This window comes from Tardiphaga sp. GW821-FHT12E02 (assembly GCF_058807155.1).
Genome location: NZ_JBXAQK010000001.1, coordinates 919,771 through 940,913, shown reverse-complemented (window position 1 = coordinate 940,913; position 21,143 = coordinate 919,771). Strand labels below are relative to the sequence as shown.

The window sequence follows — 21,143 nt, the reverse complement described above, 5'->3', positions numbered from 1 at the left end:
AAAAGCGCCATAACCCACTGAAAATTAACGCCTCTTTTAGTTTTAATTAATTTGTCGCTAAGCATGATTTTGCGGTGCGTCTCAGCTGGTCGGGTTGTAGGCAGCTGTGGCGAATGGGTGACAGCAATTTGCGCAAAACCTGTCTATCTCGACGCCATAGGACGGAGCCCAAGCGTGCCCCGGTCTAAATCGGTTTTCTGGAGAAGAAAAAATGAAGAAGTTCCTGCTGGGCACCGCTGCCCTCCTCGCGATGGGCGCCTCGGCTTCGGCCGCTGACCTCGCCGCTCGTCCCTACACCAAGGCTCCGGCTTACGTCGCTGCCCCGATCTATAACTGGACCGGCTTCTACATCGGCGGTCACGTCGGTGGCGCCTTCAACGGCAACAGCGGCTTCGCTGGCACCTCGGACAATTCCGACGGTCGCTTCCTCGGCGGCGTGCAGGCCGGCGCTGACTACCAGTTCGCTCCGAACTGGGTGATCGGTGTTGAAGGCCAGTACAGCTGGGTTGGCAACAACAACACGAACATCGCGTTCGTTGGTGCAGGCGTTCCTGCTGGCACCGGCTACAACCTGAACCAGAAGGGTCTGGCCTCGGTCACCGGTCGTCTCGGTTACACCTGGGGTCCGGCACTGCTCTACGTGAAGGGCGGTTGGGCTTATCAGGACGCCACCGAAACCCTGTTCACGCCGGTTGCTGTTCCGTTCGCCACCACCACCAAGGACAACGGCTACACCGTCGGCGCCGGCCTCGAATACCTGTTCACCCAGAACTGGTCGGGCAAGATCGAGTACCAGTACTACGACTTCGGCAACACCACGATCACCGCTCCGGCTTACCTGACCCAGTTCGGTTCGTCGAAGAACGATCAGCACGTCGTCAAGGCTGGCCTGAACTACCGCTTCAACTGGGGTGGCCCGGTTGTCGCGAAGTACTGAGATCCGCGCCTGATTTCAGGCTCGTGACTTACGGAAAGGCCAGCGGAAACGCTGGCCTTTTTGTTTTGCGCCTCTGTCAGGGGCAGCTCCGATCTTTACGCTTCGGTAACCGCGCAAGCCCCGCGACAGCCTCCGATTGCGCATTTACCCGAATGTTAACTCGGTACCGACATACTCTCGGCGCGACCCGCACGACATCACCGCGGGCGTGGGGGAGTCATCAAAGTGAAGTCGGTTTCTGGAAAGCTCGCGCGCATCCGCATCTCGCGCCCACGGTTTGGCATTCGCGGCAGCCTGTTTGCCGCCTTCGCGGTGATTGCCGGCATGGCGATCCTGATCAGCGCCGGCGCCGGCGCCATTCTCGGCCAGCTCGGCCAGATGATGACCGAGCTCAACGGCCGCGATATTCCGAAACTCACCGCCAGCCTCGAACTCGCCACTGCCAGCGAAAGCCTCGCCAGCCAGGGCCCGATGCTGCTCGCGTCCTCGACCGCCGAGATTCTGAAAGAGCGCTCGCAGCGCATGAGCGCCACCCACAAGGTCGCCACCGAAAAACTCGATAGCATCGCCAAGCTCGGTGCCGACATGGCCGTGGTCGCTTCCCTCGCCGATTCCGTGAAGAATATCGGGGACACGATCCGCAGCCTCGGCGCCGCCACGCAGGAAAAGATCGACGCGGCCGTCCAGCACGAGAAGCTCTACAACGCGGTGCGTACCGCGGCGGATAATTTCGTGAAGAAGGCGGCCCCGTCGATTGTCGATGCCCAGGCCGGGATGGATGCAACGCTGCGCGCCGTCGTGTTCTCCGCCGAGGATTCCGGCGAGGCCTCGCGTATCATCGTGCAGATCGGCAATGTCGTCGCCGACACCAACCTGATTTCGTCCGACCTGATGGCAGCACTGTCCGCCGGGTCCGGTGAGGCGCTTTCGCCGATCGAGGAGAGCTTCAAGACCGCGCAGACGCGGGTGAAAGCCAATCTCGCCGCACTCGATGGCGCCATCAGCAGCATCCCCGATCTCAAGAAGGCCGCCGAGCAGTTGCTCGCCCTCGGCGACGGCAAGAATGGCGTGTTCAAGGTCCGCCAGAAGGAGATCGATACGCTCGAATATGGCGAGCTCATCCTGGATGAGACCCGCAAGCTCAATGTCGGCCTCGGCATGAGCGTCAAGCAGCTGGTCGACAAGGTGCGCGCGGAAACCGACGCATCCACCGCAAAGGCGCAGACCACCATCACACTCTCCACGCAGATCATGCTCGCCTTGGGCGCGCTGACCCTGATCGGCTCGGCGCTGTTCGTCTGGCTCTATGTCGGCCGCAGCATCCTGCGCCGCATGGCGCAACTGCAGAAGGCGATGCAGCTCCTCTCCAGCGGCGATCTCGAAACGCAGATGGCCCGCAGCAAGCAGCAGGACGAGATCACCGTCATGGCCGACTCGCTGGAAGTATTTCGCGAGAGCATGATCAATGCGCGCAACATGACCGCCGAGCAGGACCGCGATCGCATCGCCAAGAACGAGCGTGCGGCGCGGGTCGAAGCCCGCATCCATGATTTCGAAGGCAAGGTGCGCAACGCATTGGAGAAGCTGCAGACCGCCGCCAACTCCATGCAGACAACCGCGCAGGACATGTCATCCACCGCCGACCGTTCGAGCGCGCTGGTGAGCGCCGTTGCGGCAGCCGCGGAAGAAACCTCGGTCAATGTGCAGACCGTCTCCGCCGGCACGGAAGAGCTGACCTCGTCGATCGCCGAAATCAGCCGCCAGGTCGTGACCTCGTCGCAGATCGCCGCCAAGGCAGTCAGTGAAGCCGGCGAAACCGACGCGACCATGCAGGGCCTCGCCGAAAGCGCAAATCGCATCAGCGTGGTGATCGATCTGATCCAGACCATCGCCTCGCAGACCAACCTGCTCGCACTCAACGCCACGATCGAGGCCGCACGCGCCGGCGATGCCGGCCGCGGCTTTGCGGTGGTCGCATCCGAAGTGAAGAGCCTCGCCGATCAGACCGCGAAGGCGACAGATGAAATTCGCACGCAGATCGTCGCCATGCAGCAAGTTACGTCTACGGCGGTCGGCGCGATCAGAAATATCGGCCAGACCATCACCGAGATCAACGAAGTCAGCACGGCGATCGCCACCGCTGTCGAGCAGCAAGGCGCCGCAACACGCGAGATCGCGCGAAATATCCAGCATGCGGCCGGCGGCACCAGCGAAGTGTCGAGCAATATCGTCGGCGTCAGCGATGCGTCGTCGCAAGCCGGCGTTGCAGCGACTGACGTGCTCGGTGCCTCCGGCGAATTGCGGCGCGAAGCGGACATCCTGCGCGGCGAGATCGACGAATTCCTCACCAGCATCCGCGCCGCATAACGCATGTGTGATGCGTGACGCACGCAAGACGGGCGCAGCACATGGCTGCGCTCGCCCCGCGTCCTTGCACTCGCCATAAAAATCGTGGACTCCTCCCCGCGCGGCCCATGTGTTTTGGGCTGCGCAAGTTGCGAGGACTGCCATGACTTCTTCCGTCACATCGATTCATCAGCCGCGCCATGACTGGCAGCGCGCGGAGGCCGACGCGCTCTATGCGTTGCCCTTCTCCGACCTGATCTTCCAGGCGCAGAGCGTTCATCGCAGCAATTTCGATCCCAATCATATCGAGACCGCGAGCCTGCTTTCGATCAAGACCGGCGGCTGCGCGGAAGACTGCGGCTACTGTTCGCAAAGCGCGCATTACGATACGGGCCTCAAGGCCACCAAGCTGATGGACCAGGACGCCGTGGTCGCCACCGCGCAGCGCGCGAAGGACGCCGGTGCCAGCCGCTTCTGCATGGCGGCCGCATGGCGCAATCCGAAGGACAAGGACCTCGATCGCGTCTGCGACATGGTGAGCGCGGTGAAGGAGCTCGGCATGGAGACATGTGCCACGCTCGGCATGCTCACCGACGATCAGGCGAAGCGCCTGCACGCCGCCGGACTCGATTTCTACAATCACAATGTGGACACCTCGCCGGAATTCTACGGCAAGATCATCACCACCCGCACGATGCAGGATCGCATCGACACGCTGTCGCGCGCCCATGATGCCGGCCTCAAGACCTGCTGCGGCGGCATCATCGGCATGGGCGAACAGGTCGAGGATCGTCTCGGCATGCTGCTGCTGCTCGCCAACATGCCGCATCATCCGGACTCGGTGCCGATCAATATGTGGAATGAAGTGAAGGGCGTGCCGGTCAACGACACGGCCGAGCGCCCGGATCCGATTGCGCTGGTCCGCATGATCGCCGTGGCGCGGATCATGATGCCGAAGAGCGTCGTCCGGCTTTCCGCCGGGCGGCAATACATGACCGACGAACTGCAGGCTTTGTGCTTCCTCGCCGGCGCCAACTCCATCTTTATCGGCGACGTGCTGCTGACCACTAAGAACCCGCAGACCGACCGCGATGCCGAACTGCTCGGCCGGCTCGGCATGACCTCGGGCCTTCCGGCTGCGGAGGTCGCTCCCGCCATGCGCGCGACGGCATGACCCATGCCCTGCGCCGGCCCTTTTTGGGCTGGCGCAGGGGTCCTTCGCCCGCTAATCCGGATGCAAAGGACAAAAAGACGATGACAGACGCCAGCACGAAGCCAGCCGATCCGTTGAATTATCCCATCGAGAGCCATCCCGGCCCCGATCAGGTGGTGGACATCGCCCCCGGCATCAAATGGCTGCGACTCGACCTTCCCTTTCGTCTGAACCACGTCAACATCTACCTGCTGGAAGACGGCGACGGCTGGGCCATGGTGGATACCGGCTTCGGCAATGACGCCACCATCGCAGCCTGGACCAAACTGTTCGACGGCCCGCTCAAGGGCATCCATATCAGCAAGGTGATCATCACCCATGCGCATCCCGATCATGTCGGCCAGGCCGGCTGGATCGTGCAGCGCTTCGGCTGCCCGTTCTATATTTCGCAGATCGAATATCTGCAGGGCGTCTATCACCAGAACCGCCGCACCGAAGAGCGCCTGGTGAATATGCGCCAGTTCTTCCTGCGCCACGGCATGGATGCCGACATCACCGAGCAACTGCTCGGCCGCGGCCAGGACTATCTGAAGAAGACCGTGCCGCTGCCCGCCGCCTATCGCCGGCTCAGCCATGGCAAGACGATCGCCATCGGCAAGCGCAATTTCCAGATCATCACCGGTGCCGGCCATTCGCCCGATCAGGTCACGCTCTACTGCGCCGCCGACAAGATCTATCTCTCCGCCGATCAGGTGTTGAGCAAGATCTCGCCCAATGTCAGCGTCTGGGCCCATGAGCCCGACGAGAATGCGCTCGGCGCCTATTTGACATCGCTCAAGGACATCGGCGCCGCATTGCCCGAGGATGTGCTGGTGCTGCCCGGCCATGGCGTGCCGTTCTACGGCCTCCAGATCCGGATCAAGCAGCTCGCCGACCATCACGAGGAGCGCTGCGGCATGATCGCGGATGCCTGTCGCACCGAGGCCAAAACGTCAGCGCAGCTCGTGCCGGTCGTGTTTCACAAGCACAAGCTGGACGCTCACCAGACCGGCTTTGCCGCCGGCGAACTGATCGCCCATGTCAATTACATGCTGGCCGAGGGCCGGCTGAGCCAGGAACTGTGCAGCGACGGCAAGCTGCGGTTTAAAGCGATCTAGTCGACTGTAACTGTCGTCCCCGCGAAGGCGGGGACCCATAGCCTCCGAAGCGGTGGTGAGAAAAGGCAGAGCCAGCCCGGCTGAGCTTTCGCCCAATCGACAGCGAGTATGGATCCCCGCCTTCGCGAGGATGACGACGGGGTAGGCAATTTGCCCAATTGCGCCTCGACAGCCAGACTGGAAAGGCTCTAAAACGCAGACCACGCTGGGTTTCGGGTTCCGTTTTGGGTGTCTTTCCGATGGATTACAGCAAGTTCTTCAGTGACGCGCTCTCCCGTCTTCATGACGAGCGCCGCTACCGTGTTTTCGCCGATCTCGAACGCATCGCCGGCCGGTTCCCGCATGCGGTCTGGCACACGCCGAAAGGCCCGCGCAATGTCGTGATCTGGTGCTCCAACGATTATCTCGGCATGGGTCAGCACCCGAAAGTGGTCGGCGCCATGGTCGAGACCGCGACCCGCGTCGGCACCGGCGCCGGTGGCACCCGCAATATCGCAGGCACCCATCATCCCCTCGTACAGCTCGAGGAAGAACTCGCCGATCTCCACGGCAAGGACGCCGCCCTGCTGTTCACCTCGGGCTATGTCTCGAACCAGACCGGCATCTCGACGCTCGCCAAGCTGATGCCGAACTGCCTGATCATTTCGGATGCGCTCAACCACAATTCGATGATCGAGGGCATCCGCCAGTCCGGCTGCGAGCGCGTCGTGTTCCGCCACAACGACGTGGCGCATCTCGAGGAGCTGCTGAAGGCCACCGATCCCGCGCGACCAAAGCTGATCGCCTGCGAGAGCCTGTATTCGATGGATGGCGACGTGGCGCCGCTGGCTGCGATCTGCGATCTCGCCGAGAAGTACAATGCCATGACCTATGTGGATGAAGTCCATGCGGTCGGCATGTATGGCCCGCGCGGCGGCGGCATTGCCGAGCGCGACGGCGTCATGCATCGCATCGACGTGCTCGAAGGCACGCTCGCCAAAGCCTATGGCTGCCTCGGCGGTTATATCGCCGCCAGCAAGGACATTGTGGATGCCGTGCGTTCCTATGCGCCGGGCTTCATCTTCACCACCGCATTGCCGCCGGCGATCTGCTCGGCCGCGACCGCTGCCATCAAGCATCTGAAGTCCTCGACCTGGGAGCGCGAACGCCATCAGGACCGCGCTGCGCGGTTGAAGGCCGTGCTCACCTCGGCCGGCATTCCGGTGATGTCCACCGACACCCATATCGTCCCGGTCTTTGTCGGCGATGCCGAGCTGTGCAAGAAGGCCAGCGACCTGCTGCTGGAAGATCACGGCATCTATATCCAGCCGATCAACTATCCCACGGTAGCCAAGGGCGAAGAGCGCCTGCGCATCACGCCGTCGCCCTATCATGACGACGTGCTGATCGATCACCTCGCCGAAGCACTGCTGCAGGTGTGGGACGAACTCGGCATGCCACTGCGCGCGAAGGCGATGGCGGCGGAGTAAGCTCTGCCCTCATGGTGAGGAGCGGCCGAAGGCCGCGTCTCGAACCATGAGATGGCCTGGCTCCGAGCCCGCAGCCATCCTTCGAGACGCGCGCGTTGCGCGCTCCTCAGGATGAGGGTTAGAGATAGCTGCAGCTCACGCAAAGGACACCCTCCCCTTGGACATCATCTGGAAAGGCATTCTCGGCGGCCTGCTCACCGCGCTGATCGCCTTCCTGTCCAAGCGCGGCAATACGCTGCCGGGCATCCTGCCACTGTTTCCGACTTTCGCGATCATTGCCCTCGCCATCGTCGGTGCCAAAGGCGAGACATCCGGCTTTCGCGAGGCGCTGCTCGCCGGTGCCAAGACGATCCCGGCCTATCTGGCCTTTCTCGGCGCCTGCTACCTCGCCATCGGCGTGATGGATTACCGGCTGGCCATCGCCACCGGAATAGCCGCCTGGCTGGTGGTGATCCTGATCAGCTTTTACGGCTTGCGCGCGATTTCGTAACGCGTACTCCGCCCCTCAACGCGTACTCCGCCCCTCATGGTGAGGAGGCGCGAAGCGCCGTCTCGAACCATGAGCTGACCTGGCTCTCGAGACCGCGGCCATCCTTCGAGACGCCGCTAAGCGGCTCCTCAGGATGAGGGACTGAGAATAACAGCCGCCCATAAACCCTCCCGCCAGATCCCTGTCGCCCCCCCGCCCGCAACGCGCTAGTTTGCTGCTCCTACGGAGCTTTGCACATGCTGCACGACTGGGGCGTGATCGTCGCCGCCCTCCTCTATATCGGCTTTCTGTTCTGCGTCGCCTCCTATGGCGACCGGCTCGGCCTGTTCCAGCGCGGCATGGCCGGCAAGCTGATCTATCCGCTGTCGCTGGCGATCTACTGCACGTCCTGGACCTTCTTCGGCTCGGTCGGCGTCGCCAGCCGCACCAGCGTGGATTTCCTTGCGATCTATATCGGCCCGATCCTGCTGTTCGTGTTCGGCGCGCCGCTGCTGCGCCGGGTGATCAGTCTCGCGAAATCGCAGAACATCACCTCCATCGCCGATTTCATCGCCGCGCGTTACGGCAAGAGCCAGGCCGTCGCCGCCACCGTGGCCGTGATCGCCATCATCGGCTCGGTGCCTTACATCGCGCTCCAGCTCAAAGCCGTCGCCTCCTCGCTGGAAACCATTCTGGGCGATGACAAGGCGATCGCCGGCGTCCCCATTGTCGGCGACATGGCGCTCGTCGTGACCCTCGCGATGGCGGTGTTCGCCGTGCTGTTCGGCACCCGCCAGGCCAACGCCACTGAACACCAGCATGGCCTGATGCTCGCGGTCGCCACCGAATCCATCATCAAGCTCGTGGTCTTCATCACCGCCGGCGCCTTCGTCACTTTCGTGATGTTCTCGCCATCCGAGCTCTATGAGCGCGCGATGAAGACACCGGAGGCGCTGCGCGCCATCGAATACTCGCCGTCGATCGGCAATTTCCTCACCATGGTGCTGCTGTCCTTCTGCGCCATCATGCTGCTGCCGCGCCAGTTCCATGTCAGCGTGGTGGAGAATGCCGGCGATGCCGGCGTCGCCCGCGCGCGCTGGATGTTTCCTGCCTATCTCATCGCCATCAACCTGTTCGTGATCCCGATCGCGCTCGCGGGTCTCGTCACCTTCCCGTTCGGCGCCGTCGACAGCGACATGTATGTGCTGGCGCTGCCGATCGAGGCCGGCTCCCATGCGCTCAGCATGGCCGTGTTCATCGGCGGCCTCTCCGCTGCCACCGCCATGGTGATCGTCGAATGCGTGGCGCTCGCCATCATGGTGTCCAACGACATCCTGTTGCCGCTCGCTCTGCGCCGCCGCGGCATGCCGCCGAATGGCGAAACCGACTACGGCAACTTCCTGCTCAAGGCCCGCCGCTTCTCCATCTTCGCCATCATGGTGATGGCCTATTTCTACTTCCGCGCCCTCGGCAATACCCAGCTCGCCGCCATCGGCCTGCTGTCCTTCGCCGCCATCGCGCAATTCGCGCCGGCCTTCTTCGGCGGCCTGATCTGGCGTCGCGCTACCGCCCGCGGCGCCATGGGCGGCATGGTGGTCGGCTTCATCGTCTGGGCCTATACGCTGTTCATCCCGAGCTTCCTCGACACCACAACGGCCGGCGTATCGTTCCTGCAGCATGGCCCGTTCGGCATCGAAGCTCTGCGTCCGCAGGACCTGTTCGGCTCCAGCCTGCCGCCGCTGCTGCACGGCACGCTATGGAGCCTGTCGCTCAACATCATCACCTATATCGTGCTGTCGCTCATGCGCGCGCCGTCCTCCATCGAGCGCCTGCAGGCCGATACATTCGTGCCGAACACGCTGACGCCGATCACACCGTCCTTCCGGCGCTGGCGCACCACGGTGACGGTGCAGGACATCCTCAACACGGTGACGCAATATATCGGCGAGGCCCGCACCCGTGAGAGTTTCGATGCCTTTGCCATGCGGCGCCGGGTCGATCTCGACCCGACCGCGCCTGCGGATTTCGAAACGCTCAAGCACGCCGAATATCTGATCGCATCCTCCATCGGCGCGGCATCGTCGCGCGTGGTGATGTCGCTGCTGCTGCGCAAGCGGACCGTATCCGCCAAAGCGGCGCTCAAGCTGCTCGACGATTCCCACGCCGCTTTGCACTTCAATCGTGAAGTGCTGCAGACCGCGCTCAATCACGTGCGCCAGGGCATCGTCGTCTTCAATCCCGATCTGCAGCTGATCGTCTCCAACCAGCACTTTGGCGAATTGCTGGGATTGCCGCCGCAGATCGTGCAGATCGGCATTCCGCTGCGGGAGATCCTCGAATTCATCGACATTCACAGCGCGCCGCCCTCCGGCGACTATGACACAAGGCTGAAGACACGCCTCAAGGCCTACACCACGGTGGGCACGCCCTATCTCGAACGCTTGAAGGACCGCCACCTCGTCATCGAAGTCCGCGCCAACAAGATGCCCGATGGCGGGCTGGTGCTCACTTTCACCGACGTGACGCCGAGCTTCGAGGCGGCGGAAGCGCTGGAGCGCGCCAATGCCACGCTGGAAAAGCGCGTGCGCGAACGCACCGAGGAACTGACGCGGCTGAACAGCGAACTCGCCCGCGCCAAGAGCACGGCGGAAGACGCCAACATCTCCAAGACGCGCTTTCTGGCTGCTGCCGGCCACGACATCCTGCAGCCGCTGAATGCAGCGCGGCTCTACGTCACCAGCCTCGTCGAGCGCAAAGGCGGCGGCGAGGATGCGCGGCTGGTCGAGAACATCGATGAATCGCTGGAAGCCATCGAGGAAATCCTCGGCGCGCTGCTCGATATCTCGCGGCTCGATGCCGGCGCGATGACGCCGGCCATCTCGGGCTTCCGCATCGGCGATCTGATGCGCTCGCTGGAAATCGAATATGCGCCGATCGCGCAAGCCAAGGGCATAGAACTCAAATTCGTGCCGTGCTCGCTGCCGGTGGAATCCGATCGCCTGCTGCTGCGTCGCCTCCTGCAGAACCTCATTTCCAACGCCATCAAATATACGCCGAAAGGCCGCGTACTGGTCGGCTGTCATCGCCGCGGCACGGCGCTGCGGATCGGCATCTATGACACCGGCGTCGGCATTCCGATCCTGAAGCGCGGCGAGATCTTCAAGGAATTCCATCGCCTCGAACAGGGCGCCCGCATCGCCCGCGGCCTTGGGCTCGGCCTGTCGATCGTGAAGCGTCTGGCGCATGTGCTCAATCACGGCATCGCGCTGGATTCCAATCGCGGCGGCGGCTCGTTCTTCTCGGTGACGGTGCCGGTGGCACAGGCGATCAATCACACCGCCGTCGTCACCAGTGCGACGCCACTGTCGAAGCAGCCGATGTCGGGCACGCTGATCGTCTGCATCGAGAACGATCCCGCGATTCTCGACGGCATGAAGACGCTGCTGCAGGCCTGGGGCTCGGATGTCATCGCGGTGCCCGATCCCGAAGCGGCGATGGAGGCGATTGCCGAGATCCAGGCCTCGGGCCGTCGCCTTACCGGCATTCTCGTCGACTATCACCTCGACCGCGGCAACGGCATCGCCGCCATCCGCGCGATCCGCGGGCGGTTCGGCAAGGACATCCCGGCGATCCTGATCACGGCCGATCGCAGCCCGCATGTGCGCTCGGCGGCGCGGCAGGATCGCATTGCCGTGCAGAACAAGCCGGTGAAACCGGCGAGCTTGCGCGCATTGTTGGGACAGTGGCGGAGCCAGCAGATGGTGGCGGCGGAGTAGCGTTGCCTCACACACCGTTGCCGCACACACCGTTGTCATCGCCCGGCTTGACCGGGCGATCCAGTAGACACTGGCATTCGTGATAGAGCGGAGAAATCGCCGGATACTGGGTCACCCGGTCAAGCCGGGTGACGACAGGCGAGCGACGTCTACGACGCCGCGTCCTGTTTCCACGGCCCGCCGGCTATCTTTGCTGCGGCGATCACGGCCTGCGTGCGGCTCTCCACGCCCAGCTTCTGCAGGATCGCCGACACATGCGCCTTGATGGTTGCTTCCGACACACCGAGCTCATAGGCGATCTGCTTGTTGAGCAAACCTTCCGACAGCATCATCAGCACGCGCACCTGCTGCGGCGTCAGCGTCACCAGGCGGTCGCGCAGCTTGCTCATTTCCGGATCGGCGGCCGCCGTCATGTCCACATCCGGTGGAACCCAGACATCGCCGTCCAGCACCTTCATGATCGCATCGCGCAGCGTATCGACACCGAAGCGCTTCGGAATGAAACCCGACGCACCGAAGTCCAGCGACTGCCGGATGGTGCCGACATCATCGCTCGCCGATACGATCACCACCGGGATCGCCGGATATTGCGCGCGCAGATAGATCAGGCCTGAGAAACCCGAGATCCCCGGCATCGACAGATCCAGCAGCACCAGATCGACGTCGGAGTCTTCCTCCAGCATCCTGGTGAGATCGTCGAAAGTTCCCGTCTCCTCGATGGTCGTGGTCGGGAGCACGCTGCTCACCCCCTGCCGCAACGCACCGCGGAACAGCGGATGGTCGTCGGCAATGATCAAACGCGTGGGAGCAAGTACCGTCATCGAGTTCCGTCAGTGCCAGAGGTCGCCTTCTGCGCGGCCACCATGTTGAGCGAGCACGCCAAAAGCGCAGTCGGTTGCAATGTCGCCCGGTCGCACATCCCATGCAAGCACGCAATGCTGCCACGCGGTAAAAATGGTGAACAGCGATGCTGCGATGCAACCCAGGGGACCGATGATCGGCGCCGTTTCCAGCGCCGAAAGTCGAAGGCCTAAAGTCGTATTGGGGCGCATTTGCACGCGATGTTAGCCTGCGTTCCGAAGCCCGTTACGAGAGAAGTCGGCGTAGTTCGGCGTAACGGGCGAGAGGTCCAGAAGGTCTTTGACCGACAGACCCGCAGCATCAGCTTTGCAGCAACGTATTTTGGGGAGCGATTCACACATGTCCACGATGGCAGCTACATCCGCAAAGTCCGCGGGGATGACGAAGGACGAACGTTTCGTCATCTTCGCCTCCTCGCTCGGCACCGTCTTCGAGTGGTATGACTTCTACCTGTTCGGCTCGCTCGCCGGCGTCATCGGCGCGCAGTTCTTCGGCGTCATCGATCCCGCCACCGGCCAGCCGATGTTCAACCAGGCGACCCGCGACATTTTCGCGCTGCTCGCTTTCGCTGCCGGCTTCATCGTCCGTCCGTTCGGCGCCATCGTGTTCGGCCGCGTCGGCGATATCGTCGGCCGCAAATACACCTTCCTCGTCACCATCCTGATCATGGGCCTGTCGACCTTCATCGTCGGCATCCTGCCCAATGCCGCCACCATCGGCATCGCAGCCCCGATCATCCTGATCATCCTGCGTCTCGCCCAGGGCCTGGCGCTCGGCGGTGAGTATGGCGGTGCGGCGACTTACGTGGCGGAGCATTCGCCGCCCGGCAAGCGCGGCTACTACACATCCTTCATTCAGACCACGGCGACGCTCGGCCTGTTCCTGTCCCTGCTGGTGATCCTGTTCACCCGCTCGGCCCTCGGTGAGCCCGAATTCGCGCGCTGGGGCTGGCGTATTCCGTTCCTGGTCTCGGTGGTGCTGCTCGGCGTCTCGGTCTGGATCCGTCTGCGCCTGAACGAGTCCCCCGTCTTCCAGAAGATGAAGGACGAGGGCAAGACCTCGAAGGCACCGCTCACCGAAGCCTTCGGCAACTGGAGCAACGCCAAGATCGTGCTCATCGCTTTGCTCGGCGGCGTGATGGGCCAGGGCGTGGTCTGGTACACCGGCCAGTTCTACGCACTGTTCTTCATGCAATCGATCCTGAAGGTGGACGGCTACACCGCCAACCTGCTGATCGCATGGTCGCTGCTGCTCGGCACCGGCTTCTTCATCTTCTGGGGCGCCCTGTCCGACAAGATCGGCCGCAAGCCGATCATCCTGGCAGGCTGCCTGATCGCGGCACTGACCTTCTTCCCGATCTTCCGCATGATCACCACCAACGCCAACCCGACGCTGGAAAAGGCGATCGAGACCGTCAAGGTCGAGGTTGTTGCCGATCCCGCCCAGTGCGGCGATCTGTTCAACCCGGTCGGCACCCGCGTCTTCACCAAGCCTTGCGATACGGCCCGCGCCTATCTCGCCCAGTCGTCGGTGAAGTATTCGACCGCCCCCGGCGCTGCCGGTTCGCCGGTCAAGGTGATGGTCAACGGCAAGGAAACGCCCTACGTGGACGCCAAGACCTCCAACCCGGCCGTTCTCGCCGCGGTCCAGGCGGCTGGCTATCCGAAGGCGGGTGACGCGCAGATCATCAAGATGGCGCATCCGTTCGATATCTTCCGTTCGCAGGTCGCGGCGGTGATCGGACTGCTGTTCGTCCTGGTGCTGTTCGTGACCATGGTCTACGGCCCGATCGCAGCCCTCCTGGTCGAACTGTTCCCGACCAAGATCCGCTACACCTCCATGTCGCTGCCCTATCACATCGGCAATGGCTGGTTCGGCGGTCTGTTGCCGGCAACCTCCTTCGCCATCGTGGCCTCGACCGGCGATATCTATGCCGGCCTCTGGTACCCGATCATCTTCGCAGGCATCACCGTCGTCATCGGCGCGATCTTCCTGCCGGAGACCAAGGACGTCGACATCTCGCGCTAGTCGCGGGCCCGCGAATAACAAAGGCCGCGGAGCAATCCGCGGCCTTTTTGTTTTCTTGTTGCCTTTACCTCTCCCCGGTGGGGAGAGGTAAAGAAACGTTTCAGCTACCCCGCCTTCCCCACAAACTGCACCACCACCTCGCGCAGATGCGGCCGGGTGCGATGTTCGATCAGGTAGATCGCCTGCCACGTCCCCAGCGCCATCCGTCCCGCCAGCACCGGCACATGCAGCGACGTCGCCGTCAGCATGGTCCGCACATGCGCCGGCATGTCGTCCGGCCCTTCGGTGTCATGGGTCCAGCGGAAATCCTGCGGCGCCAGCCGATCGAGGATTGTCATCAGATCGACCAGCACCGAGGGATCGGCATTTTCCTGGATCGTCAGCGATGCCGAGGTGTGGCGGATGAAAACCGTCAACGCGCCGTCACGCGCATGAATCTCGCCGAGACATGTTGCGACCTCGCGCGTCAGATCGACAAAGCCGGCACCGCCGGTCTGGATGGTCAGAACCGACGATGCCACCGTATCGGCCGTGACAGTCATCGGTGCGCTGCGCGTGATGGATTTGGCGGATGGCATGGCATCTCCTTGCGGCTGTTGAACCAAGATACATTCCCGGCGTTCCTCAACCGACGTGAAGGGAGAACGCCATGTCCGTACCGAGTTCAAGAGATATTCCTGCCGAGCCTCGCAAGGACAAGGATCGCGAACAGCAGAAGGCCATCATCAAGGACGCGGACAAGACCGATCAGGCCGATCGCGACCGCATCCATGGCGACGGTCACGATATCGACCTTGATCAGACATCATAGGGCACGGCTAGTGCGAGGCGCCGGTTTCCTTCTGGAGCAAGGCGTGGTCGGCCGCCTCGATATCGGCGCGATGCACTTCTTCGCCGTCTTCGTCGCGCACCAGAATCGAATAATCTTTTCCGCGTAATTCAGGCCGGATCTTGTAGATGTCGCGTGCCAGCTTGTCGGCGACGCGGACAGCGGCGCCTTCATCGCGCAGCAATTGCCCGGCGACATCGGGTACTTTCTTGCCATCGATTAAATCGAAATAGAATCGGGGCATGGATCGCTCCCTATATGCGTGACTTGAAAAGATACGTCATATGAAAAACCCCGGTGTGAACCGGGGCTTTCCAATCTTGATTAGCGCGCGCCCGCCGAGCCCGAGCCGCTGCCGGCGGAGTTGCTCGGATTGACCGAGCTGTTCGAACCGCCCATCGAATTGCCGTTGTTGCCGGCGCCTGCGCTAGGTGCCATGCGACCGGTCGATGAGCCCGTGGTCATGCCGCTGCGATCGGCCTTGCCGTCACGGTTCATCTCTTTCGATGTTCCGTTGTTCTGGTTCATCGTCGAACCGGTCGGCGACGTTGTCGAGCCCATCGAGCCTGACTGCGCAGCAGCGAAAGTCGTCGAGAGCGCGAGGGCGAGCGTGGTGGCGATAATGGTCTTTTTCATGTGTTCCTCACTTCGTTCGTCGTCGTGATGTCTGTGAGGTCAACGGCGCGCCAAGCGGCACGTTCCGAAAATAGAACATGATATCTGCGGAACCGGCTGATGGGGAGGATTGTACCCACGCACCCATGCGAGTGCAGGCACTCCATAACCTCTCCCCGCGCAAGATGCGGGGAGAGGTTAAGGAAGAGCACTTCAAATCTTCCCGCCGTAATCGCGCTGCAAGCGCCCGGCCATTTCCACCAGTCGCCGCCATGCATTCTCGACAGTGCTCATCATGCGATCCATGTCGCGATCGCTCGGCAGCGGGATTTCGATCTTGCGCTCGCCGTCACTCTTCGGCTTTGGCAATGCCTCGGCGGTCTTGCCGGACGCCGTCGTATCGCGCGCAGCAAGCTGCGCCTTCAGTGATTCGTTCTCGCGCTGCAGTCGCCCGATTTCCGTATCGAGCGCAGCACGCTCGTCAGGCACGACACGGCAGGCCCAGCCCGTGCCGTTATCGGCGCAGGTCGAGACGGTGCCCGTGCGCGTATCGAGACGCACGACACCGTCTTTCACCGGCGACAATGTATAGCGGCCATTTTCGCTGTCGGGCAAAGATTGCGCGAAAGCGCCGGTGATCAGCGAGAACATAACAACGCATGAAATAGACAAAGAGCGTCCAACTACAATTCGCATTGCGATGCTCCATAAGCATGGTGATGCTCGGACCACCTCTCCCCACCGGGGAGAGGTCGGATTGCGAAGCAAGCCGGGTGAGGGGGTGCCGCAAGCGCGTCGCTTGGAGAAGCGCCCTCACCCACCACGCTTCGCGTGTCGACCTCTCCCCGGTGGGGAGAGGTGAAGAAATCTTACGGCTGCTTGAATGGCGCGCGCTTCGACTTCAACGCATCACCCAGCAACTCGATCCGGTCCTGGCCCCAGAACACCTCGCCATTCAGCACATAGGCCGGCGAGCCGAACACGTCGCTCGCCTGCGCGTCCTTCTGGTTCTGCTCATACTGTGCCGTGATCTCCGCCGACGGCGAACGCTCGACGAGTTGCTTGCCGGGCAGCCCGGCCTGGTCGGCGAGGCGCACCAGCACAGCGGCGTCGCCAACATTTTCCTCGTTCTCCCAGGCCGCAGGAAAAGCGAGGTGCAAGAAAGGATTCGGATCGAGTCCCGCTTCCAGCGCGGCGAGCACGACGCCATCGGCAAGCCGACCGTCGAACGGCCAGTTCTTCGGCTTCAGATGAAAATTCAGTCCGCGCTTCTCGCGCCAGCGTTGCAGTTCGAGGAAACGATAGCGCTGCCGCACCGGATGCCGCTTGCCGAGCGGCAGGCCACCGGTCTCGGCGAACAGTTCGCCTAGGAAAACCGGCTTGTAATTGACCTTCAGATCATAGGTTTTCACCAGATCCATGAACGGCTTATGGCCGATATAGGCCCAGGGCGACGGCAGCGAGAAATAGTAGTCGATGGATTGGGACATGGAGGCTCCGGCAAATGGATACGAACGCGGCGCGGAGCGTATCAAACGCCGACACGAGGACCAGCCCTCTCGAACGGCAAGCCCCCCACTCCGCCCTCATGGTGAGGAGGCGCGCAGCGCCGCCTCGAACCATGACTGGCCAGGCCCCGGGGCTCGCGGCCATTCCTCGAGACGCGCGCAACAGCGCGCTCCTCGGGATGAGGGGCGGAGAATTCAGGATGAGGATACAGCCGCGCCCTAGATCATGTTGAAAGTCGCTCTTGCGCTGCGTCACCGGCGCGCAGCGGGATTCGAATTTCGCCAATAAAATCAAGCGAATCAAAGCACTAAACAGCGATCAGCGAATCTTGACTTGGCAGAACACGCTAAGTATGGTCCGCGCGGCTTTAGAGGGCGACGGGGCGTTATTTTCCGGGAATTGCAGCGTTTTTCGGGTGTCGGAATATGAGTGACGGCACACAAAACAACGGCAGCAATCGCGGGAGCAACAGCTCACCCGACCCCGACGAGGCTGCGCTTTCCGCACGGCTCGGAAGCCTCAATGACCGACTGTCCAAAACCTTGGGCGATCGCAAATTGCAGGCTGATCAGTCCAACAGCGAAAGCGGAAGCGCGCAGCACAGGGCGTCCGCCATGGCTGTGGGTCTCCGCCTCTCTTCGGAACTGGTTGCCGGTGTCATCGTCGGGACGATCTTGGGCTGGGTCTTCGATCGTCTGCTGTCGACATCACCCTGGGGGCTGATCGTGTTCTTGCTGCTCGGCTTCACGGCCGGCGTGATGAATGTGATGCGGTCGGCCGGCGTCGGAAAGAAGTCATAAGTTTCATGCGCCTCACGGCGCAAATCGATCGATTGCCGGGCTCCCCGGCGGGGAAACGCCGGACTCTCCGGCTGAGATGAAAGACCGAGCTGGATGGCCGATCCGATCCACCAATTTGAGATCCAGAAGATCTTCACCCTGGGCCATATCGGCAACCAGGAAATCGCCTTCACCAATTCCTCGGCTTACATGTTCGGCGCCGTCGCCGTCATTTCGATCCTGATGCTCGGCGGCAGCGCCGGTCGTCATCTGATCCCGAACCGCTTCCAGTCGATGGCGGAACTGTCCTACGAATTCGTCGCCAATACGCTAAAAAGCAGCATTGGCGAAGAAGGCATGCGCTTCTTCCCGCTCGTCTTCTCGCTCTTCATGTTCATCCTCACCGCGAACATGATCGGCATCATTCCCTACACCTTCACCACCACCAGCCACCTGATCGTGACGGTCGCGCTGGCGTTGCTGGTGTTTCTCACGGTGTTCATCTACGGCATCTACAAGAACGGCCTGAAGTTCTTCAAACTCTTCGTCCCGCACGGCATTCCGATCTACATCCTGCCGCTGATCATGGTGATCGAAGTCATTTCCTTCCTGTCCCGTCCGGTTTCGCATTCGGTGCGTCTGTTCGCCAACATGCTGGCCGGCCACATCACCCTGAAGGTGTTCGCGGGCTTCGTGACCTCGCTCAGTGCGCTCGGTGCCGTCGGCGCCGCGGGCGCCCTGCTGCCGCTGGCCATGACCACGGCGCTGACCGGCCTCGAACTGCTCGTTGCCTTCCTGCAGGCTTACGTCTTCACGATCCTGACCTGCATTTATCTCAACGACGCCCTTCACCCCGGCCACTAAGGCCGGGCGCGAAATCCACCCTCAACCGACTTTCTCAAATCTACCTATCCAAGAAGGAGTTTTACCATGGATCCCATCGCAGCTAAGTACATCGGCGCCGGTATCGCTTGCCTCGGCATGGGCGGCGCAGGCATCGGCGTCGGCATGATCTTCTCGCAGTTCCTGAACGGCGCGCTGCGCAATCCGTCGGCTTCGCAGGGCCAGTTCGCGAACCTGATCTTCGGCTTCGCCGTGACCGAAGCGCTCGGCATCTTCTCGCTGCTGATCGCTCTGCTGCTGCTGTTCGCCGTCTAAGCTGACCCCTGATCTGGCTGCGCGCTCTCCAATCCCGGAGGCGCGTTGTCGATCGAGAAGGAGACTGCTGTGGCGCAAGGTCAGAGCACATCCCATACCCAGGCTGATGGCGGGCACAAGGCTTCGTTCCCGCCCTTCGAGAGCAGCACCTTCGCTTCACAGCTGGTGTCGCTCGCGATCGCTTTCGGCCTGCTTTATCTGATCGTCTCGCGTCTGGCGCTGCCCCGCGTCGGCGGCATTCTCGCTGCCCGCAAGCAGGTTCTCGACAACGACCTGGCCGAAGCTGCCAAGCTGAAGGCCGATTCCGACGCCGCCTTGAAGGCTTACGAGACCGAACTCGCCAATGCCCGCGCCAAGGCGCAGGCGATGGCCAGCGAAGTCCGTGAGAAGCTCAATGCGGAACAGGACGCGGCCAAGGCCAAGCTGGAAGAGAGCCTCAACGCCAAGCTGGCAACGGCGGAGCAGACGATCGCTTCGACCCGCGCAACGGCGATGAGCAATGTTCGCGGCATCGCGTCAGAAACGGCTTCTGCGATCGTCGAACGTCTCACCGGCATCACGCCGGATGCAGGCGCCGTCAACGCCGCGCTCGACGCGTCGCTGAAAGGATAAACGATGTTCGGTTTGCAAGCTGAATTCTGGGTAGCCGTCGCATTCTTTCTGCTGCTCGCGCTGTTCGGTTACATGGGCGTTCACCGCACCATCCTGACCGCGCTCGATCATCGCCGTGACCGTATCAAGCAGGATCTCGACGATGCTCGTCGCCTGCGTGATGAGGCCGCTGCTCTGCTCGCCGACTACAAGAAGCGTCATGCTTCGGCGGAACGCGAAGCGCAGGAGATCATCACCTCCGCCAAGGAAGAAGCCGAACGTATCGCGGCTGAAGCCAAGGTGAAGATGGAAGATTTCGTCGCCCGTCGCACCAAGGCTGCCGAAAGCAAGATCGCTTTTGCGGAAGCCCAGGCCGTCGCCGACGTCCGCGCTGCTGCTGCCGAAGCCGCCGTGACTGCTGCAACGCAGGTGTTGTCGCAGTCGGTGAAGGGCAACGTTGCAGACGGCCTGATCGAAAAGGGCATCGGCGAAGTTCGCGCGAAGCTGAACTAAGCGAGGCGATTACAAAACAAAAAGCCGGCGCGAGATCATCGCGCCGGCTTTTTTATTTCTCTTGTCACAGTCCCTCATGGTGAGGAGCGCGCCCTTGCGCGCGTCTCGAACCATGAGCTGCCCTAGCGCCGGAGCGCGCGGCCATCCTTCGAGACGCCGCTGCGCGGCTCCTCAGGATGAGGGACAGCGTCTTATCTTCGCTTCCTCGCCGGCTGCGGCTTCAGCGCCTGCGGATCGAAGCCGATATAGAAGACGTAGGAGTCATTCGCCGCCGCCGACGGCGCGGGATAGCTGAAGTCCTCACCAACCAGGCTGTATTCCACATTCAGCTGACCGCCCATCGACACCGTGGTCGTGAACACCTTGGTGGCGATCGGCTTCGGATTGACGCCTTCCTGCACCACGGCCACACGCAGTGGCACTTCCACCGTCTCCGGCGCCCCCGCGGGTCCAACGATGATGCGGCCCTGGATGCCGATCTTGATCGACACCTGGCCGTTGGCGAGATCGCAGGAGCGCGCAGTGCGCGTGATGGTCGCTTGATAGGCCAGGTCATTGCCGACGCCCGGCTTGCCCTGCGCGCCGACGGCATAGGTCGCGGCCCCCGGACGGATGCTGACCATCGGGCAAGTCAACTCGCTGTCCGCACCACCGCCCGTGGTGGTCGCCTGGGCTGACTGGGTGCCGCCGACTTCGGTCGACTTGCCGCCGAACAGCTGACTGAAGCGGTCGCCGAGGGACGGGCTGCTGCCGCCCGACGAGCCCCCGCTGAACAGGGCGCCGCCGCCGCAGCTGGCGAGAAAAACGCTGGAAACGGTGACAAAGAGCACGTTTTTCAGCACGCGAAAATCGCGCGCGGGCTTGCGACCGAATTGTGGCATTGTGAGAATATCCCCGGATCGTCAGATAGTTAGCGCCGCCTCACCCCCAAGGCCGTGCGCCGGCGTTATAGC

General features: G+C 62.5%; 21 protein-coding genes. 14 read left to right on the top strand and 7 right to left on the bottom strand.

From position 1 onward, the window contains the following. Positions 1–211 precede the first annotated feature (211 nt). From AC1RQ5_RS04480 to AC1RQ5_RS04450, 7 genes are all read left to right on the top strand, one after another. Positions 212–937, top strand: coding sequence for an outer membrane protein (locus tag AC1RQ5_RS04480; protein WP_493197230.1), 726 nt, complete (start codon positions 212–214; stop codon positions 935–937). A gap of 219 nt (positions 938–1,156) precedes the next feature. Next, a complete protein-coding gene (locus tag AC1RQ5_RS04475; RefSeq protein WP_493203309.1) occupies positions 1,157–3,304 on the top strand; it encodes a methyl-accepting chemotaxis protein in 2,148 nt (715 codons plus the stop codon). A gap of 142 nt (positions 3,305–3,446) precedes the next feature. Next, a complete protein-coding gene (gene bioB / locus AC1RQ5_RS04470; protein WP_493197228.1) occupies positions 3,447–4,457 on the top strand; it encodes a biotin synthase BioB in 1,011 nt (336 codons plus the stop codon). Positions 4,458–4,537: 80 nt separating this feature from the next. Continuing rightward, positions 4,538–5,593: an MBL fold metallo-hydrolase gene (locus AC1RQ5_RS04465; protein WP_493197226.1), complete on the top strand. Its 1,056-nt coding sequence runs from the start codon at positions 4,538–4,540 to the stop codon at positions 5,591–5,593. A gap of 239 nt (positions 5,594–5,832) precedes the next feature. After that, complete coding sequence (gene hemA / locus AC1RQ5_RS04460) at positions 5,833–7,062, top strand: 5-aminolevulinate synthase (RefSeq protein ID WP_493197225.1); 1,230 nt, start codon at positions 5,833–5,835, stop codon at positions 7,060–7,062. A 157-nt stretch (positions 7,063–7,219) separates the two neighbouring features. After that, complete coding sequence (locus tag AC1RQ5_RS04455) at positions 7,220–7,552, top strand: GlpM family protein (protein ID WP_398483440.1); 333 nt, start codon at positions 7,220–7,222, stop codon at positions 7,550–7,552. 236 nt (positions 7,553–7,788) lie between these two features. After that, positions 7,789–11,307, top strand: coding sequence for a PAS domain-containing hybrid sensor histidine kinase/response regulator (locus AC1RQ5_RS04450; RefSeq protein WP_493197223.1), 3,519 nt, complete (start codon positions 7,789–7,791; stop codon positions 11,305–11,307). Positions 11,308–11,456: 149 nt separating this feature from the next. On the opposite strand, the gene AC1RQ5_RS04445 is transcribed toward AC1RQ5_RS04450, so the two are convergent. Then, on the bottom strand, positions 11,457–12,128 hold the full coding sequence (locus tag AC1RQ5_RS04445; RefSeq protein ID WP_398483445.1) for a response regulator transcription factor: 672 nt from the start codon (positions 12,126–12,128) through the stop codon (positions 11,457–11,459). Between the two features lie 379 nt (positions 12,129–12,507). On the opposite strand from AC1RQ5_RS04445, the gene AC1RQ5_RS04440 reads away from it, so the two are divergent. Beyond that, positions 12,508–14,196 carry an MFS transporter gene (locus tag AC1RQ5_RS04440; protein ID WP_398483447.1) on the top strand — a complete coding sequence of 563 codons (1,689 nt, stop codon included), beginning with the start codon at positions 12,508–12,510 and terminating at the stop codon, positions 14,194–14,196. Positions 14,197–14,300: 104 nt separating this feature from the next. Here the strand turns inward: AC1RQ5_RS04440 and AC1RQ5_RS04435 are convergent, their stop codons facing one another. After that, a complete protein-coding gene (locus AC1RQ5_RS04435) occupies positions 14,301–14,774 on the bottom strand; it encodes a secondary thiamine-phosphate synthase enzyme YjbQ (RefSeq protein ID WP_493197222.1) in 474 nt (157 codons plus the stop codon). 71 nt (positions 14,775–14,845) lie between these two features. Here AC1RQ5_RS04435 and AC1RQ5_RS04430 point away from each other — a divergent pair, with 71 nt between their 5' ends. After that, positions 14,846–15,007: a hypothetical protein gene (locus AC1RQ5_RS04430; RefSeq protein ID WP_493197221.1), complete on the top strand. Its 162-nt coding sequence runs from the start codon at positions 14,846–14,848 to the stop codon at positions 15,005–15,007. A 7-nt stretch (positions 15,008–15,014) separates the two neighbouring features. On the opposite strand, the gene AC1RQ5_RS04425 is transcribed toward AC1RQ5_RS04430, so the two are convergent. From AC1RQ5_RS04425 to AC1RQ5_RS04410, 4 genes are all read right to left on the bottom strand, one after another. Further along, on the bottom strand, positions 15,015–15,269 hold the full coding sequence (locus tag AC1RQ5_RS04425; protein WP_493197220.1) for a DUF6894 family protein: 255 nt from the start codon (positions 15,267–15,269) through the stop codon (positions 15,015–15,017). Between the two features lie 80 nt (positions 15,270–15,349). After that, positions 15,350–15,661 carry a hypothetical protein gene (locus AC1RQ5_RS04420; RefSeq protein ID WP_493197219.1) on the bottom strand — a complete coding sequence of 104 codons (312 nt, stop codon included), beginning with the start codon at positions 15,659–15,661 and terminating at the stop codon, positions 15,350–15,352. Between the two features lie 192 nt (positions 15,662–15,853). Further along, entirely contained in the window at positions 15,854–16,291 is a 438-nt protein-coding gene (locus tag AC1RQ5_RS04415) for a hypothetical protein (protein WP_493197218.1), read from the bottom strand. Positions 16,292–16,509: 218 nt separating this feature from the next. Then, positions 16,510–17,130 (bottom strand): 2-hydroxychromene-2-carboxylate isomerase, encoded by a 621-nt coding sequence (locus AC1RQ5_RS04410; protein WP_493197217.1) that lies wholly within the window; start codon positions 17,128–17,130, stop codon positions 16,510–16,512. A 444-nt stretch (positions 17,131–17,574) separates the two neighbouring features. Here AC1RQ5_RS04410 and AC1RQ5_RS04405 point away from each other — a divergent pair, with 444 nt between their 5' ends. The 5 genes from AC1RQ5_RS04405 (at position 17,575) to AC1RQ5_RS04385 (ending at position 20,190) form a co-directional block, all read left to right on the top strand. Further along, complete coding sequence (locus AC1RQ5_RS04405) at positions 17,575–17,949, top strand: AtpZ/AtpI family protein (RefSeq protein ID WP_398484362.1); 375 nt, start codon at positions 17,575–17,577, stop codon at positions 17,947–17,949. A gap of 93 nt (positions 17,950–18,042) precedes the next feature. Next, positions 18,043–18,792, top strand: coding sequence for a F0F1 ATP synthase subunit A (locus AC1RQ5_RS04400; RefSeq protein ID WP_398484360.1), 750 nt, complete (start codon positions 18,043–18,045; stop codon positions 18,790–18,792). Positions 18,793–18,858: 66 nt separating this feature from the next. Further along, complete coding sequence (locus AC1RQ5_RS04395) at positions 18,859–19,086, top strand: F0F1 ATP synthase subunit C (protein WP_068732626.1); 228 nt, start codon at positions 18,859–18,861, stop codon at positions 19,084–19,086. A gap of 51 nt (positions 19,087–19,137) precedes the next feature. Continuing rightward, positions 19,138–19,698: a F0F1 ATP synthase subunit B family protein gene (locus AC1RQ5_RS04390; RefSeq protein ID WP_398484366.1), complete on the top strand. Its 561-nt coding sequence runs from the start codon at positions 19,138–19,140 to the stop codon at positions 19,696–19,698. A gap of 3 nt (positions 19,699–19,701) precedes the next feature. Beyond that, a complete protein-coding gene (locus AC1RQ5_RS04385) occupies positions 19,702–20,190 on the top strand; it encodes a F0F1 ATP synthase subunit B family protein (RefSeq protein WP_398484357.1) in 489 nt (162 codons plus the stop codon). A gap of 191 nt (positions 20,191–20,381) precedes the next feature. Here AC1RQ5_RS04385 and AC1RQ5_RS04380 read toward each other — a convergent pair whose 3' ends face one another. After that, complete coding sequence (locus AC1RQ5_RS04380) at positions 20,382–21,071, bottom strand: hypothetical protein (protein WP_493197216.1); 690 nt, start codon at positions 21,069–21,071, stop codon at positions 20,382–20,384. Positions 21,072–21,143 lie beyond the last annotated feature (72 nt).

Excerpts from the sequence above, each read along its gene's own strand:
- AC1RQ5_RS04405 (WP_398484362.1), top strand. The coding sequence starts at position 17,575 with ATGAGTGACGGCACACAAAACAACGGCAGCAATCGCGGGAGCAACAGC.
- AC1RQ5_RS04430 (WP_493197221.1), top strand. The coding sequence starts at position 14,846 with ATGTCCGTACCGAGTTCAAGAGATATTCCTGCCGAGCCTCGCAAGGAC.
- AC1RQ5_RS04445 (WP_398483445.1), bottom strand. The coding sequence starts at position 12,128 with ATGACGGTACTTGCTCCCACGCGTTTGATCATTGCCGACGACCATCCG.
- AC1RQ5_RS04400 (WP_398484360.1), top strand. The coding sequence starts at position 18,043 with ATGGCCGATCCGATCCACCAATTTGAGATCCAGAAGATCTTCACCCTG.
- AC1RQ5_RS04435 (WP_493197222.1), bottom strand. The coding sequence starts at position 14,774 with ATGCCATCCGCCAAATCCATCACGCGCAGCGCACCGATGACTGTCACG.
- AC1RQ5_RS04410 (WP_493197217.1), bottom strand. The coding sequence starts at position 17,130 with ATGTCCCAATCCATCGACTACTATTTCTCGCTGCCGTCGCCCTGGGCC.
- AC1RQ5_RS04385 (WP_398484357.1), top strand. The coding sequence starts at position 19,702 with ATGTTCGGTTTGCAAGCTGAATTCTGGGTAGCCGTCGCATTCTTTCTG.
- AC1RQ5_RS04465 (WP_493197226.1), top strand. The coding sequence starts at position 4,538 with ATGACAGACGCCAGCACGAAGCCAGCCGATCCGTTGAATTATCCCATC.
- AC1RQ5_RS04420 (WP_493197219.1), bottom strand. The coding sequence starts at position 15,661 with ATGAAAAAGACCATTATCGCCACCACGCTCGCCCTCGCGCTCTCGACG.
- AC1RQ5_RS04380 (WP_493197216.1), bottom strand. The coding sequence starts at position 21,071 with ATGCCACAATTCGGTCGCAAGCCCGCGCGCGATTTTCGCGTGCTGAAA.
- AC1RQ5_RS04480 (WP_493197230.1), top strand. The coding sequence starts at position 212 with ATGAAGAAGTTCCTGCTGGGCACCGCTGCCCTCCTCGCGATGGGCGCC.
- AC1RQ5_RS04440 (WP_398483447.1), top strand. The coding sequence starts at position 12,508 with ATGTCCACGATGGCAGCTACATCCGCAAAGTCCGCGGGGATGACGAAG.
- AC1RQ5_RS04450 (WP_493197223.1), top strand. The coding sequence starts at position 7,789 with ATGCTGCACGACTGGGGCGTGATCGTCGCCGCCCTCCTCTATATCGGC.
- hemA (WP_493197225.1), top strand. The coding sequence starts at position 5,833 with ATGGATTACAGCAAGTTCTTCAGTGACGCGCTCTCCCGTCTTCATGAC.
- AC1RQ5_RS04395 (WP_068732626.1), top strand. The coding sequence starts at position 18,859 with ATGGATCCCATCGCAGCTAAGTACATCGGCGCCGGTATCGCTTGCCTC.
- AC1RQ5_RS04415 (WP_493197218.1), bottom strand. The coding sequence starts at position 16,291 with ATGTTCTCGCTGATCACCGGCGCTTTCGCGCAATCTTTGCCCGACAGC.
- bioB (WP_493197228.1), top strand. The coding sequence starts at position 3,447 with ATGACTTCTTCCGTCACATCGATTCATCAGCCGCGCCATGACTGGCAG.
- AC1RQ5_RS04425 (WP_493197220.1), bottom strand. The coding sequence starts at position 15,269 with ATGCCCCGATTCTATTTCGATTTAATCGATGGCAAGAAAGTACCCGAT.